At 70.8% G+C, this 15106-nt stretch carries 12 protein-coding genes and 1 pseudogene; 10 read left to right on the plus strand and 3 right to left on the minus strand.

Annotated elements, in window-relative coordinates; translation table 11 throughout:
* Positions 1-249: 249 nt before the first annotated feature.
* Together ACYCO6_RS14435 and ACYCO6_RS14440 are read right to left on the minus strand one after the other, a co-directional pair.
* Positions 250-903, minus strand: coding sequence for a hypothetical protein (locus ACYCO6_RS14435; protein ID WP_459772429.1), 654 nt, complete (start codon positions 901-903; stop codon positions 250-252).
* A 123-nt stretch (positions 904-1026) separates the two neighbouring features.
* A complete protein-coding gene (locus ACYCO6_RS14440; RefSeq protein WP_459772430.1) occupies positions 1027-2124 on the minus strand; it encodes a replication protein RepA in 1098 nt (365 codons plus the stop codon).
* 739 nt (positions 2125-2863) lie between these two features.
* Between ACYCO6_RS14440 and ACYCO6_RS14445 the strand changes: the two genes are divergently transcribed.
* From ACYCO6_RS14445 to ACYCO6_RS14460, 4 genes and pseudogenes are all read left to right on the plus strand, one after another.
* On the plus strand, positions 2864-3721 hold the full coding sequence (locus tag ACYCO6_RS14445) for a TrmH family RNA methyltransferase (protein WP_459772431.1): 858 nt from the start codon (positions 2864-2866) through the stop codon (positions 3719-3721).
* A 126-nt stretch (positions 3722-3847) separates the two neighbouring features.
* Positions 3848-4102 carry a hypothetical protein gene (locus ACYCO6_RS14450; protein ID WP_459772432.1) on the plus strand — a complete coding sequence of 85 codons (255 nt, stop codon included), beginning with the start codon at positions 3848-3850 and terminating at the stop codon, positions 4100-4102.
* A gap of 70 nt (positions 4103-4172) precedes the next feature.
* Positions 4173-4619, plus strand: a pseudogene (locus ACYCO6_RS14455) (zinc-binding dehydrogenase); the annotation flags it as partial.
* Positions 4620-4629: 10 nt separating this feature from the next.
* Positions 4630-5055, plus strand: coding sequence for a cupin domain-containing protein (locus ACYCO6_RS14460; RefSeq protein WP_459772433.1), 426 nt, complete (start codon positions 4630-4632; stop codon positions 5053-5055).
* 19 nt (positions 5056-5074) lie between these two features.
* Here ACYCO6_RS14460 and ACYCO6_RS14465 read toward each other — a convergent pair whose 3' ends face one another.
* A complete protein-coding gene (locus ACYCO6_RS14465; RefSeq protein ID WP_459772434.1) occupies positions 5075-6256 on the minus strand; it encodes an MFS transporter in 1182 nt (393 codons plus the stop codon).
* Between the two features lie 557 nt (positions 6257-6813).
* On the opposite strand from ACYCO6_RS14465, the gene uvrA reads away from it, so the two are divergent.
* From uvrA to trmFO, 6 genes are all read left to right on the plus strand, one after another.
* Positions 6814-9933, plus strand: coding sequence for an excinuclease ABC subunit UvrA (gene uvrA, locus ACYCO6_RS14470; protein WP_459772435.1), 3120 nt, complete (start codon positions 6814-6816; stop codon positions 9931-9933).
* Between the two features lie 541 nt (positions 9934-10474).
* Positions 10475-11491, plus strand: coding sequence for a transporter family protein (locus ACYCO6_RS14475; protein ID WP_459772436.1), 1017 nt, complete (start codon positions 10475-10477; stop codon positions 11489-11491).
* 233 nt (positions 11492-11724) lie between these two features.
* The gene (locus tag ACYCO6_RS14480) at positions 11725-12699 is read left to right on the plus strand and encodes a S1C family serine protease (RefSeq protein WP_459772437.1); all 975 of its coding nucleotides are present in this window, start codon (positions 11725-11727) and stop codon (positions 12697-12699) included.
* A gap of 189 nt (positions 12700-12888) precedes the next feature.
* Positions 12889-13161 (plus strand): GCG_CRPN prefix-to-repeats domain-containing protein, encoded by a 273-nt coding sequence (locus ACYCO6_RS14485; RefSeq protein ID WP_459772438.1) that lies wholly within the window; start codon positions 12889-12891, stop codon positions 13159-13161.
* 271 nt (positions 13162-13432) lie between these two features.
* A complete protein-coding gene (locus tag ACYCO6_RS14490) occupies positions 13433-13579 on the plus strand; it encodes a DUF1127 domain-containing protein (protein WP_459772439.1) in 147 nt (48 codons plus the stop codon).
* Positions 13580-13654: 75 nt separating this feature from the next.
* Complete coding sequence (gene trmFO, locus ACYCO6_RS14495; RefSeq protein WP_459772440.1) at positions 13655-15082, plus strand: methylenetetrahydrofolate--tRNA-(uracil(54)-C(5))-methyltransferase (FADH(2)-oxidizing) TrmFO; 1428 nt, start codon at positions 13655-13657, stop codon at positions 15080-15082.
* Positions 15083-15106: the final 24 nt, after the last annotated feature.

The following is a 15106-nucleotide window of genomic DNA, read 5'->3' on the forward strand; positions in this document are numbered from 1 at the left end:
GCCTGCCCCCGGCGATCCGGTCCAGGCCGCGACGGCCTGCCCCTGGGCTGCCTCGATCCATGCGCAGTCCGGACATCCCGACCTCCCCCGCCAGACACCCGCCCGCCGCCGGCGCCGGGTCGCGCCAGGGCACGGGACAGTTCGGAGCAGGTTTCCCGCCCCTGTGCGACCCCAATATGGATGACGCGGAAGGCCGGGCGGCGCACCGTCACGTCTTCGTGACCCGCCTGCGACCCGGTCCGTCGCTGCTCAGGCCGGTTCCGCGCCCGGTGACACCGCCAGGGCGTAGGTGGCCTCGCCGACCCGCCGCAGGGGTCCGCCCGGGCCGGCCCGCTTCCACAGGCGGGTGTTGAGGGCCGCCACCGGATCCCGGCCCGGCAGGGTGAAGCCCCGGGCCAGGAGGATCTCCAGGATTTCGGCCGCGTGCAGCGGGCGGCCCGCCTCCGTGATCGCCCCACAGGCAGCGTTCACGAGGGCCCGACCGTAGCGGCGGGCACCGGCCGCATCCTCCGTGAAGGCGATCGCCGGCGGGATCGTTCCGGGTGCTGCCTGTCCGTCGGCCGGGAGCTCGGAACGGCGACCGGAGATCCGGCCCCCGCGGGGCACAGGGACCTCGTCCAGAGGCGGCCCGGGTCGGACCGGAGGCGGGCTCCACGTCCCGGCCGGCTGCGGCGAAGCGGCATCCCGCAGCGGCACCGGCTCCGCGCCGGTCCTCTGCCCGAGGACTTCACCCGCCGGGGCGGGCCCGCCGTCGCCCCGGGGGTCGGGAACCGTCCCGACGGCGCCCAGACGACGGCCGAGTTCAAGGTAGAGAACCATATCCGCGATCTCCCGATCGAGCGCCTCGCGCTGGCGCCGCAGCACGGCAAGCCGCGCCTCGATCTCGGCTTCCGATAGACCCACGGGACGTTCCCTCAATCCGGATGGAACATATATCCTGTTCCGAAACCGTTGGGAACACAATTCCCTGATGATGGCAGCGCAGTCTGAGACTGTAGGGAATAAATTCTATTCCGAAGCGGCGATCTATATTCCCTGGCGCCGGCCCCGTATTCCCTTTGACGCCGGTCGCGGTGGAACCAGCAGCGTTCCCGGATCGGCCGGATGCAGGGTCAGGCCGCCGTCGTCGAGCACCATCGGCAGGCGCGGGAAGACCTCGCGCAGATGCGCCAGATCCGCCTTGAAGGCCTGCCGGAAGCTGCGGATCGAGGCGTTCTCGGCCCCGAACTGCGCGTGCAGGTTGTTCCAGGTCAACCGCAGCGGGCGCTGCAGCGACCGCAGCCGGTAGCCGGTCCAGAACAGCAGGTCGAGCTTGCGCGCCGAGCCCGAGAAGGCCCGAGCCGCCCGCACGTCCACCGGCAGGGCGTGCCGGATCAGGGTCTCGTAGAATTCGGGGTCGAAGCGCACCGTGCGCCCCGCCTCCTCGTCGCCCTCGCCGGCGCGGGGACGCCACAATTCCAGGCTGCGGAACGGCGGGACGTTGAGGGTGGTGGCGCTGTCGCGCCCGTCCCAGAGGCCGATCTGCATGGAGCAGGCGGCGAGCCGGTTCAGCTGCTCCTTGAACTGCCGGATCGTGCCGCGCTCGCCCCCGGTGACCGCGAAGCCCATCTCGCGCATGAAGCCCGACAGGGTCTCGGCGACCTTCACGGTGGGGCTGCGCTGGCGCACGGCCTCGGTGCAGAGGTGGAGCAGCACCAGCCGGGCCTTCGGCCCGTAGGGCAGCCCCTGCGGCGCGAAGGCGCCGGTCTCCGGATCCTTGATCCGCCCGGCGATCAGGCTGAGGGAATTGCGCCCGTAGGTGCGGGAGAATTCCCGCACCGGGCCGGGGTCGCGATAGGGCAGGCCGCACAGCGCCAGCACCGAGTGAATGTGCTGGAGGCTCGACGGCAGGGCCGGCTCGCTCTCGATCACGAGGCGCACCGCGTCGCGGCGGCGCTGGTCGCGCGACAGCCCCGCGCGGCGGATCTCCTCCTCCCCCAGGACGACCGCCTGGGCGTCGCGCTCGCGCTGGCGATGCAGCACGTGCTCGACGATCTGAGCGAACAGGAAGCCGCCCCGCGCCGCCTCGACCTCCGCGCGCAGGTCCGGATCGTGGATCCCGGCGATCTTCTCCTCGATGCTCATCGCCCCTCGGCCCGAGTCGCACGGGCGCGCGTCCCGCCGGGCGGCGGGAGGATGGCCCGATCCTGCCATGCCACGATTCGCCCGCCGGAGCCCCGGTCCGATCGGGCTTGTCCCGGCAATCCACGGTTCCCGGGCGGGTGTTCGGGCGGGACACGCAGACTTCGATACGGGCCGGCGCGGCAGTGTCGGCGCACGCAGAGTCCGATACGGCCGGGGCTGTGCGTTCCGTCCCCGTTATCCACCGCGTGCCGCGGGAATCGCCGCCGAATCCGATACGCCATCGCGCAGAATCCGATACGCCGGCCCGCCAGCTCGACGCAGACTCCGATACGCGCCCGCGCAGAGTTCGATGCGGAGCCACGCAGAGTCGGGTACGCGAAGCGAGCCCAAACCTTTGTGTCGGCGATGAAATCCGGCACGGCATATAACCTGCCGAACTGACTCTCTGAAAGAGTCTTCTAGATAATCTTCCTAGCGCGGACCACGCTGTTCGTTCTGACGAACGAACCCCGGATCCCGTCGGTGTTCACAGGGCGAGAAGGGAATAATCCGGATTTTTCCACATAGGGCGCCACCCGCGGGTCCCGGGACAGGCCGCCGAGGGATCGGCCTCTGCCCGGAGCCGTTCGGTCGCCTCAGCTGCCGGCCGTGCCGCCGACTTGACGCGGGCGATGCCGCCCGGTTTCTCGGTCACTCCAGAGAAGGCCGTGCCGATGCCCCGCTTCCCGATCGCGTCCCCATGAAGGACCGCCGCAACGACGGACGCCCACCCGATTCGCGCCCGCCGGGTGCCCGGCGGCCGGGTTTCCGGTCCGGAAACCGCCCCCCTGCCCTCACCGGGCCGCGGCGCGAGACCGGCGCCCAACCAGGCCCGCAACCCGGCCACGCGGGATCGGCCGTGCTCTACGGCTGGCATCCGGTGGTGCAGGCGCTGGGCAACACGGCGCGGAGCCTGCACCGGCTGCTCGCCACCGAGAATGCCGCCGCCCGTCTGGAGGCGGAATTCGGCGGCGCTTTGCGGATCGCCCCCGAGCTGGTGCGGCCGAGCGAGATCGGCCGCCTGCTCGGACCGGACGCCGTCCATCAGGGCTTGTATCTCGAGGCGGAGCCCCTGCCCGCCCCCGGCCTCGACGACCTGCCGGTCGACGCCCTGCTGCTGGCGCTGGACCAGATCACCGATCCCCACAATGTCGGGGCTATCGTGCGCACCGCCGCGGCCTTCGGGGTCGCTGGGATCGTCACCACGGCGCGCCATGCGCCGGGCGCCACCGGGGTCCTGGCGAAATCCGCCTCCGGCGGGCTGGAGCACGTCCCGTTCGTGACCGTCCGGAACCTCGCCGAGGCGCTGATCGCCTTGGGCGAGCGGGGCTTCACCCGGGTCGGGCTCGATTCCGACGCACCGGAGAGCCTCGATGCCCTGACGATCGCCCGGCCGCTGGTGATCGTGCTGGGCGCCGAGGGCAAGGGTCTGCGCGAGCGGACCCGGAGCTGCTGCGACGTCCTCGCCCGGATCCCGTTCTCGGGGGCGATCCGCAGCCTCAACGTCTCGAACGCGGCCGCCATCACCCTCTACGCGCTGGGCCGGACGCCGGCCTGAAGCGCCGTCCCGGACACGTTCGGAAACCAAGAGGCGGCCCCGCATGCCGCCTCCAACCTAGGCAATTTCCGCAACCTCGCGTAGAGTGAAGCCCGAGGGGGGCGTAGGCTGGATGGCGTGCGCCGGATGCTGGACGATACGTTTACCTACGGGGGCTGGGCACTCGGCCTGATCGCCGTCGGCGTATGGCTGTGGCTCGCGCGGCGCGCCTTTCCGAGCTTCGAATCCTTCGTGAAGGGGTTCGACGACGAGTTGTGCCTGGGGGCCTCCACCGAGGAGCGGGCACGCTGCGCCCGCTGGTATCAGGTCCGGCAGGCCGCCATGGCCCTGACCGCGATGGCTGTCGTGTGCCTGTCGATCGGCTTCGCGATTCCCGACTGAGCGGACCGATTCGGGACCCCCGCGGTCAGCCGGTCGCCTAGACCTGCACGGCAAGCACCCCCACGGTGGCCGGGATCTCGGCACCCACCATGTCGTCGACCATTCCGAGCCCCTGGCCGCCGAGGTGGCGGCCCTGGGGCGCGGGGCGCCGGGCCTCGTTGTCTCCACCACCGACACTGACGCCCACCTCGCCGCGATCGTTGACCTGATCGCCCTGCAAGGGCGGCTCGCCCTGATCGACGACCCCGAGCGCTTCGATGACGCGCTCCTCAAGCGCGAGAGCCTGTCGCTGCACCGGGAGTTCATGTTCACGCGCTCGATGTTCGGCACACAGGACATCGCCGCCCAGGGCGCGCTCCTCGACGAGGTCGCCCGCCTCGTTGATGCGGGACGCCTGCGCACCACCCCGGGTGAGCATTACGGGCGGATCGACGCCGCGAACCTGCGGCGTGCCCATGCGCTGATCGAGGGCGGGCGCGCCAAGGGCAAGATCGGGCTCGAAGGCTTCTCGAACTGAGGAGGACGCGATGGCGGAGGCGGCGGGGACCGGCATCTTCGACGTGGCGGCGCTGGCGGCAGCTCTGCCCGACAGCGCCCAGACTCTCCTGGTCGACACCTACCTGACCAACCGGAAGGCCGCGAGCGCCCGGGCCTTCCGGGTCTACCGGCCGACCCCGCCCCACTATCACGCCACCTGCGACGAGTACCTCTACTGCCTCTCCGGTCGGGGCCGGGTCTGGCTGGGCGACCCGGCCGCCGTGACGACGTTCGGCCCCGGCCAGCTCCTGTTCTTCGAAAAGGGCACGATCCACGCGATGCCGGAGATCGAGCCCGGGGAGCCGGTGGTGTTCCTGTCGATTGCCACGCCCCGGCGGGCGCCCACCGACATCATCTTCGTGAACCCGGAGGATGGCACCCCGGCGACCTTCATGGCGCGCAACGCCGAGGCCTGAGGGCGGCGCGGATCTGGCCTCAGCCTCGCAGGGACCGGCCGGCCGCAGCTACGCCGAGGAGCAGGGCCGCCACGATCAGGAGCGCCCCGGACAGGCCCAGGGCCTGCGCGGCGAAGCCGATCAGCGCCGGGCCTGCCAGCACCCCGGCGTAGCCCAGCGTCGTCACCGCCGGCACCGCCACGCTCTCGGGCATCGCGGTCTGGCGGCCGGCCGCCGTGAACAGGACCGGGACGATGTTGGCGCATCCCGCCCCGACCAGGGCGTAGCCGGCGAGCGCTGCCTCCCAGGCCGGGACCAGGACCGAGAGCGCGAGTCCGGCCGCCGCCAACAGACCGCCGAGGACCACCACGCTCCGCCGGCCGAGCCGGGCCACCACCCGGTCACCGGTAAGCCGACCGGCGGTCATCGCCACCGAGAAGGCCGCGTAGCCCAGCGCCGCCCAGGCCGGATCGAGACCGCGCTGCTGGATCAGGAACACCGCGCTCCAGTCGAGGGCCGAGCCCTCGGTGAGGAACACCACGAAGCAGAGCAGGCCCAGTACCAGCACCGGGCCGCGGGGCAGCGCGAAGGCGGGGCCGCCGCTGCCCCCTGCCCTGTCGGTCCGCAGGATCCCCGGCCAGGCCGCCGCGAACAGGCCCGCGATGCCCCCGACCAGGATCAGCACGCTCCAGCCCGCGCCGAACCCGGCGGCCAGCAGACCGCTGGCGAGCAGCGCCCCCAGGATGCAGCCGAGGCTGTAGAGGCCGTGGAAGCCCGACATCATCGGGCGCCCGCCCGCGCGCTCCACGACGACGGCCTGTAGGTTCATGACGCAGTCCACCGCCCCCATCCCGGCCCCGAACAGCAGCAGCGCCAGAGTGAGCGGCATGAGTCCCGAGCCTGTAGCCAGCACCGGCAAGGCGAGGCCGAGCGCCAGCGTGCCGGCGAGCAGGACCGGCCGGAAGCCGAGCCGCGCTGCCGCCGCCCCGGCGCTCGGCATGGCCAGGATCGAGCCGATGCCGAAGGTGAGGAGCAGCAGGCCGAGCCCGGCCTCGTCCAGGCCGGCGCGCGCCTTCACCAGCGGCACCAGGGGTGCCCAGGTGGCGTTGGCGATCCCGACGATCAGGAACAGCAGCCGCGTGGCCAGCCTCTGCACGCGGGCGGCGGTCTGGTCTCCGGCTCCGCGGAGGGCGACCGGGTCCGTCAGGTCGAGTGCTGGCATCGGCACCTGTCTGCGAGGAGAGTCTGAGAGCGGGTCCCAGCGACGTGGGGCCTCGACTTCCGCGGTGCAACATCGAAGCTTGCCAGTTTCAGATGGGCCATGAGCATCCCGCGGGTCGATTCCCGCCACGCCGTGATCGTGCGCGGCATAGACCGTCGTGAGAGCCTGCACGCCGGCGCGGCAGCTCCATCCCACCTCCCACCTCCCACCTCATCCTGAGGATCTGCGCAGCAGCCTCGAAGGATGAGGGAGAGTTTTGGAGGAGCGGCACCCAAGACCCGCGGGCGCCTGCCGTGAACGTCGCACCGTGATCGGGAGCCGGGCCGGATCATTCCGCTTCGGGCGAAAACAATGATCCACGTTCTCACGGAGCGGTTGCCGCCGTACGCGTTTCGTTCTAGCAAGGGCGGCGCATGACGGGCCTGCGTCCCGCCGGCCCCCACCTTGCCGTCGGCCCCATCAGGCTCGACATGTGTCGGAGCGGCGGCTGGCCCGCGCGCGAATCCGATCCGGAATCCGATCCGACTGCGTCGACGCTTCGAAAGACCGCCGCCCTCATGGCCAAAGCCCAAGCTGGAAGTCGTGCCGCAAGCCGCGCCGGCGCCGCCCAAGCCGCTCCGAAAGCCGCCGCCAAGGCGGCTCCGAAGGCTCCGAAGGCCTCCGTCGCCAAGACATCCCAGCTCAAGCCGGCCCGCGCGAAATCCGAACACCCCGCCGCCCGGCCCGAGGCGGCCGCGGAGGCCGCCATCGACGCCAAGCTGGAGGCCCTGTTCGACGCCGCGCCGGCGGCCGGCGAGGACCGGCGGGTCATCGCGATCCGCGGCGCCCGGGAGCACAACCTCAAGAACGTCGACCTGACGATCCCCCGGGACAAGCTCGTGGTGTTCACCGGGCTCTCGGGCTCGGGCAAGTCGTCGCTCGCCTTCGACACGATCTACGCCGAGGGGCAGCGCCGCTACGTCGAGTCGCTCTCGGCCTATGCCCGCCAGTTCCTGGAGATGATGTCCAAGCCCGATGTCGACCAGATCGACGGGCTCTCGCCGGCCATCTCCATCGAGCAGAAGACCACCTCCAAGAACCCCCGCTCCACCGTGGGGACGGTCACCGAGATCTACGACTACATGCGCCTGCTCTGGGCGCGGACCGGCATCCCCTACTCGCCCGCCACCGGCCTGCCGATCGAGAGCCAGACCGTCCAGCAGATGGTCGACCGGGTGCTGGAGCTGCCGGAGAAGACCCGGCTCTACCTGCTCGCCCCGGTGGTCCGCGGTCGGAAGGGCGAATACAGGAAGGAAATCGCCGAGTACCAGAAGAAGGGCTTCCAGAGGCTGCGCGTCGACGGGGAGTACTACCCAATCGACGACGTGCCCAAGCTCGACAAGAAGTTCAAGCACGACATCGACGTGGTGGTCGACCGCATCGTCGTCCGCGCGGACATCGCCTCGCGGCTCGCCGATTCCTTCGAGACCGCCTTGGAACTCGCCGACGGCATCGCCGAGATCGTCTTCGCGGATGCCCCTGAGGGCGAGGAGCCCCGGAGCATCACCTTCTCGTCGCGCTTCGCCTGTCCCGTGTCGGGCTTCACCATCGCGGAGATCGAGCCGCGGCTGTTCTCGTTCAACAACCCGTTCGGCGCCTGCCCGACCTGCAGCGGCATCGGCCACGAGATGCGGATCGACCCCGAGCTGGTGATCTCCGATCCGGCCTTGAGCCTGAAGCGCGGCGCGGTCGGACCCTGGGCGAAGTCGACCTCGCCCTATTACGGCCAGACCCTGGAGGCGCTGGCCGAGCATTTCGGCTTCAAGACGAGCGTCCCCTGGCAGAGCCTGTCGGAGACGGCCCGCGCCATCGTGCTGTACGGCTCGGGCAAGCAGGCGGTCCGCTTCGCCTACGACGACGGGTTGCGCAAGTACACGGTCAACAAGCCCTTCGAGGGCGTGATCCCGAACTTGGAGCGCCGCTACAAGGAGAGCGACTCGGACGCCGTCCGGGAGGAGATCGGGCGCTTCATGAGCGAGACGCCCTGCGCCGCCTGCGGCGGCAAGCGGCTGAAGCCCGAGGCGCTGGCCGTGAAGGTCGCCATGGCGGACATCGCCGACGTCACGGCCCTCTCGGTGAGCGAGGCGCACCGCTGGTTCTCGGAGCTGCCGGACAAGCTGACGGCGAAGCAGAACGAGATCGCGGCCCGAATTTTGAAAGAAATCCGCGACCGGCTGACGTTCCTGGTGGATGTCGGCCTGGAATACCTGACGCTTGCCCGCGGTTCGGGCTCGCTCTCGGGCGGCGAGAGCCAGCGCATCCGGCTGGCCTCGCAGATCGGCTCCGGGCTCACCGGCGTGCTCTACGTGCTGGACGAGCCCTCGATCGGCCTGCACCAGCGCGACAACGAGCGGCTGCTCGGCACGCTCAAGCGCCTGCGCGACCTCGGCAATTCGGTGATCGTGGTCGAGCACGACGAGGACGCGATCCTGCAGGCCGATTACGTGGTCGATGTCGGCCCGGGCGCCGGCATCCACGGCGGCGAGATCATCGCGCAAGGGACGCCCGCGGAGGTGCTGGCCAACCCGGCCTCGCTCACCGCCAAGTACCTCACGGGCGAGATGTCGGTCCGGACCCCGACCGCGCGTCGCAAGGGCCGGAAGGGCAAGCTCGGGCTGTTCGGTGCCCGGGGCAACAATCTCAAGGACGTGGATGTCGAGATCCCGCTCGGCACCTTCACCTGCATCACCGGCGTCTCGGGGGGCGGCAAGTCCACCCTGGTGATCGACACGCTCTACAAGGCGGTGGCCAAGAAGCTGAACGGCGCCCTGGAGCACCCGGCCCCCTACGGGCGGCTGGAGGGGCTGGAGCACCTCGACAAGGTCATCGACATCGACCAGTCGCCGATTGGGCGCACCCCGCGCTCGAACCCCGCCACCTATATCGGCGCCTTTACGCCGATCCGCGACTGGTTCGCGGGCCTGCCGGAGGCCAAGGCCCGCGGCTACCAGCCCGGCCGCTTCTCCTTCAACGTCAAGGGCGGGCGCTGCGAGGCCTGCTCGGGCGACGGCGTCATCAAGATCGAGATGCACTTCCTGCCGGATGTCTACGTCACCTGCGACGTCTGTAAGGGCAAGCGCTACGATCGCGAGACCCTGGAGGTGAAGTATCGCGGCAAGTCCATCGCCGACGTGCTCGATTCCACCGTCGAGGAGGCGGCCGAGCTGTTCAAGGCGGTGCCGGCGATCCGCGACAAGCTCGAGACCCTGAAGCGGGTCGGCCTGCACTACGTCCATGTCGGCCAGCAGGCCACCACTCTGTCGGGGGGCGAGGCCCAGCGGGTGAAGCTCTCCAAGGAGCTGTCGAAGCGAGCCACCGGGCGCACCCTCTACATCCTCGACGAGCCGACCACCGGCCTGCACTTCCACGACGTCGCCAAGCTCATGGAGGTGCTCCACGAGCTTGTCGAACAGGGCAACACGGTCGTGGTGATCGAGCACAACCTCGAAGTGATCAAGACCGCCGACTGGGTGATCGACATGGGTCCCGAGGGCGGCGACGGCGGCGGCCGGGTGGTGGCGCAGGGCACGCCGGAGGCGATCGCCCGGTCGACGGCGAGCCATACCGGTCGGTTCCTGCGCGAGGTGCTGGAGCGGCGCCCCGCCCCGCAGGCCAGCCGCCGCAGCGCCGCCGAATAGTCCGGCGCGTCCGAAGGCCGGGCTGAAGACACGGTCGGAGCCGAGGCGGCACATTCTGCCGGGTTCCGGCTCGCCGACCTGCCCCGGTCGCCCGTCCGACCCGGTGATTCGAGCCGGCGACCCATGATCCGGGCCCGGCGCAGGTCGCTCCGGCCCTCGGTTCCGGCCTAGCCGCCCGATCCGCCGGGCTGCCCGATGGTCTGCCCGCGCTTGCCGGATTCTCCCGCGAATCCGGGGGACAACAGCTTGACCGTTCAACGATATTTTGCCGGACGGGGTGTTTCGGGCCGGTCTTGTGGACAGTGTTGCATCGCCGCAAAAATGCGGCTTTTGCGCAACGGTTCGGCCGGTTTTGGCGTTTCGGCGAGCATTCCACTGTCTTTCTCCAGGTCTCTGTAGAATAGTCGCAGACGTTGAGACGGGCGGGCTCCGTGGGGGCGCTCGGCAGGTCCGAAGCCGGCAGCCGCGATAGGCGAGCAGACCGGCAGGGAAGTGCCGAATGCGGGACGGATGCCTTGGGACCTTGGGAAGGAATGAAAAAATGATGAAGAACTGGCTCGCGGCCGGCACGGTCGCGCTCACGGTCGGCATGACCTCGACGATCGCGCAGGCGCAGACCACGACGGTGCCGGGCGAGCAGGTCGGCCTCGCCGTCGGCGCGCCGCTGCCGGAAGGCATCTACGCCATCAACACGTTCACGTACCGCCGCACCGATGGCCGGTACGACCCCGACACAGCCGTCAACATCCCGGTCCTGGTCTGGTCGACCCCGCTGGTGCCGCTCGGCGGCCGCGTCGAGCTGCTCGTCGCGCCCCCGACCGTGTTCGCCTTCACCCGCAACCCGGCCGGCGTGGGCAACAAGGACATCTCGATCAACGTCGGCACCTTTGTCGGCGGCATCTGGGCGTTCGACCTCGGCAGCAACTTCGGCGTCAGCTTGCTCGGCGGCGTGTATCTGAACGACCTCGACGGTGATCGCGGCTCGCTGTTCAACGGCGGCTTCGTCCGCAACCCGGCCTCGCCCTTCGGCGTCAGCCCGGTCGGCACGCCGATCCTGCCGCAGCTCTCCTCGAACACCTACCGCTTCGGCATCGCCGGCAGCTACACCGGCGACGGCTGGAACCTCACCGCCAACCTGACCGCCAACATCTACGACTCGCCCGGCCGCTTCCCCGGTCAGGTCGGCGCCGCCATCGGACCGCTGCGCCTGTCGGACGCCCTGAACTTCGACCTCACCGCGACGAAGAAGTTCGGCAACTTCGAGATCGGCGCCGTCGGCTACGGCACCTACAACTTCGACATCAGCCAGTTCAGCGCGGCGGTCGGCAACCGCGGCCGCTTCGCTCTGGGTGGCCTGATCGGCTACGACTTCAAGGTCTTCACCGTGCAGGCCTACGTCGCCCGCGACGTGGTCACCGGCGCGCAGATCGCCGCCACGCCGTTCAGAAGCGCCCGCGCCGATTACTCCACCGACGGCTGGATCCGGTTGATCGTGCCGCTCTACTCGCCGGCCCCGGCCGCGTCGCCGATCCCGGCCCCGCTGGTCCGCAAGTACTGAGACGCCGGTCTCCCGCCGCCCCGCGGCGGGAGGGTCCGGATCTCCCGATCGCCGTCCCTCCGGACGGCGCACCGCCCGGCCCCGCGGCCGGGCGGTTTTCGTTCGTGCCCGTGCGGCGAATGGCGTGCAGGTGCTGTCCCGCGGGTGTCGCGGACGGCGCAGACATCCTATCTTGTGCCCTTTCGCGCGCCCGGTTCCGGCCCGGGTGCGGACGGACGAGCCGAAGGATACCCATGGCGACGCAGGGCGAGTGGAAGATCCCCGCGCAGGCCCAGCCCAGGCCCGCGGATTACACCTACGACCTCGACCGGGCGCTCTCGGCGGTGCTCGCCCTGTCGGCGCGGGTGCCGGAGGGCGCCTTCACGGCCGAGACGCTCGGCACCGAGCGCGCCGGCAACGGCGTCGTGATCCGCGAGGACGGGCTGGTGCTCACCATCGGCTACCTCGTCACCGAGGCCGAGAGCATCTGGCTCACAACCCGGGAGGGCCGCTCGGTGCCGGGCCACGTGCTCGGCTTCGACGCCGCCACCGGCTTCGGTCTGGTCCAGGCGCTGGGCGACCTCGGCGTACCGCCCCTGCCGCTGGGCCGCTCAGCCGGCCTGAGGACCGGCGACCGGGCGGTGCTGGCGGGGGCGGGCGGGCGTCAGCGCTGTGTCGCCGTCGAAATCGTCGCTCGGCAGGAATTCGCCGGATACTGGGAATACGTGCTGGACGAGGCCCTGTTCACCGCTCCGGCGCACCCGCACTGGGGCGGCACCGCGCTGATCGGCCCTCAGGGCGAGCTGCTCGGCATCGGCTCGCTGCAATTGCAGCAGGGCGGCCCCGGCGGGGCACGTCCGATCAACATGGTGGTGCCCATCGACCTGCTGCCGCCGATCCTCGACGATCTCGCGACGCGCGGGCGCGCGGACCGGGCGCCGCGGCCGTGGCTCGGCCTCTACGCCACGGAGAGCGAGGAGGGCATCGTGGTGATGGGGCTCGCCGATGGCGGCCCGGCCGAGACGGGCGGCCTGCAGGGCGGCGACGTAATCGAGGCGGTGGCGGGCGAGCCGGTGGCGGATCTCGCCGCCCTGTTCCGCAGCGTCTGGGCGCTCGGCGAGGCGGGGGTGCGGGTGCCGCTCACCGTCCGCCGCGAGGGACGCAGCGTGAAGCTCGCCCTCGTCTCCGCGGACCGGGAGCGATTCCTGCGCGCACCGTCTCTGCACTGACCGGCCGGAGCCGGCACCGCGGCTTCGGTCCGGCGCGTCATGCAACCGTCCCGGCGCGGACGGCGTTGCCGGGACGCCGCCGCGAGCCTGTACCGGATCCAACTTCCGGCTCAGCGTCGGTTCAGGTGGCGGAGCCGAGTCTCCATCGACCGGCTGCCGATCCGCCGGACGCATTGAGGAGATCCAGTCATGACGATTCTGAGCGCACCGCGCGCGAAGGCGCTCGTTATGGCCGCCGCGATCGCCGGCGGTCTGGGGCTCGCGGGCTCCGCCGAGGCTGCGGGCGGCTGCGGCCCCGGCTTTCATCCCAACCCCTGGGGCATCTGCCGTCCCAACTGGGGCTGGGGTCCCCGCCACTACGGGCATTGGCGCCGGCCTGTCTATTATGGCGGATATGGCTATGTCCGGCCGCGTCCCTTCTACCGGCCCTACGGCTTCTACGGTCCGCGCCCGTTCTACTGAGGCCCGAGCCTCCGTTTAGACGACAAGGGCGCCCCGCTGGCCGGCGGGGCGCCCTTCGTGCGTTCGGGCGATGGCCGTGCATGCGCCCAAAGTATGACCATTCGGAAAGGTTGGCGATTTCTTAAGCGCGGTATGCGATTTGCGCAGGTCTGGTGCTTGACCTTGCGACTCCTGCTGCGGTGCGGCGGGCTTATATGTGCGTTGCACCAACAAGAGGCAGCGCTGCGCAATGGGGCGCCGTCGTCTGCCCGAACAGAGGTCACAGCACACCATGTCCGCCGCCCGTAGCGTCCTGAGCCGCGTCCGCGCCTATCTCCGGTACCGCGACACCGTTTCCCAGCTCTCCCGTCTGTCGGATCGCGACCTCGCCGATCTCGGCATCAACCGCAGCGAGATCCGCGGCATCGCCCGCGTCTGATCCCAGCCCTCGCGAGAGCCGATCGAAGGACCGCCGCCCGTTGATCCGGGCGGCGGTCCTTCGCTATTTTCGGGCATGACACAGACCATCCATATCGTCGGTGGCGGACTCGCCGGATCCGAAGCCGCCTGGCAGGTGGCCGAGGCCGGCCATCGCGCCGTGATCCACGAGATGCGCCCAGTGCGCGGCACCGAGGCGCATCGGACCGATGGGCTGGCGGAACTCGTCTGCTCGAACTCCTTCCGGTCGGACGACCCGGAGGGCAATGCGGTCGGCCTGCTGCACCAGGAGATGCGCCGCTTGAGCTCGCTGATCATGCGGGCGGCCGACGCCAACCAAGTGCCGGCGGGCGGGGCGCTCGCGGTCGACCGCGAGGGCTTCTCCGCCGCGGTGACCCGGGCGCTGGAGCAGCACCCCAACGTGACCCTCGTCCGCGAAGAGGTCGAGGGCCTGCCGCCGGAGGAATGGGGGCCCTGCATCGTCGCCACCGGCCCGCTCACCGCCCCCGCCCTCGCCGAGGGGATCCGAGGGCTCACCGGCGCCGAGTCCCTCGCCTTCTTCGATGCCATCGCGCCGATCGTCCACCGCGACTCGATCGACATGGACGTGGCGTGGTTCCAGTCCCGCTACGACAAGCCGGGACCTGGCGGCACGGGGGCCGACTACCTCAACTGCCCGATGACCCGGGAGCAGTACGACGCCTTCGTGGCCGCCCTCGTGGCGGGCGAGAAGATCGGGTTCAAGCAGTGGGAGGGCACGCCCTATTTCGACGGCTGCCTGCCCATCGAGGTGATGGCCGAGCGCGGCCCCGAGACCCTGCGCCACGGGCCGATGAAGCCCGTCGGGCTCACCAACCCCCGCGACCCGCTGGTCAAGCCCTGCGCGATCGTGCAGCTGCGCCAAGACAACGCGCTGGGCACCCTCTACAACATGGTCGGCTTCCAGACGAAGCTGACCTATGCCGAGCAGGTCCGGATCTTCCGCACGATTCCCGGCCTGGAGCGGGCCGAGTTCGCCCGCCTCGGCGGCCTGCACCGCAACACCTATCTCGACAGCCCGCGCCTGCTCGACGCCACGCTCCGGCTGAAGGCGCGCCTCGCGTTGCGCTTCGCCGGCCAGATCACCGGCTGCGAGGGCTACGTCGAGAGCGCCGCGGTGGGGCTGATGGCCGGCCGCTTCGCGGTGGCGGAGGCCGCGGGTCACCCGCTCGCCCCCCTGCCCCAGACCACGGCACTCGGCGCGCTCATCGCCCACATCACCGGCGGCCACGTGCTGGTGGACGGCGAGGCCAACGCGCCGCGCTCGTTCCAGCCGATGAACGTGAATTTCGGCCTGTTCCCGCCGCTCGCGCAGGCACCCCGCAACGAGACCGGCCGCCGCCTGCGCGGGCCCGAGAAGGCCGCCCTGAAGAAGCGGGCGCTGACCGACCGGGCCCGGGCCGACCTCGCCGCCTGGATGGCGGGGACGCAGGGTCCGGACTGGAGACCTGCGGCGGCGGAATAGCCCGCTGCACGGGGTTTGCACGGC

Source organism: Methylobacterium sp. CM6257 (assembly GCF_054611515.1).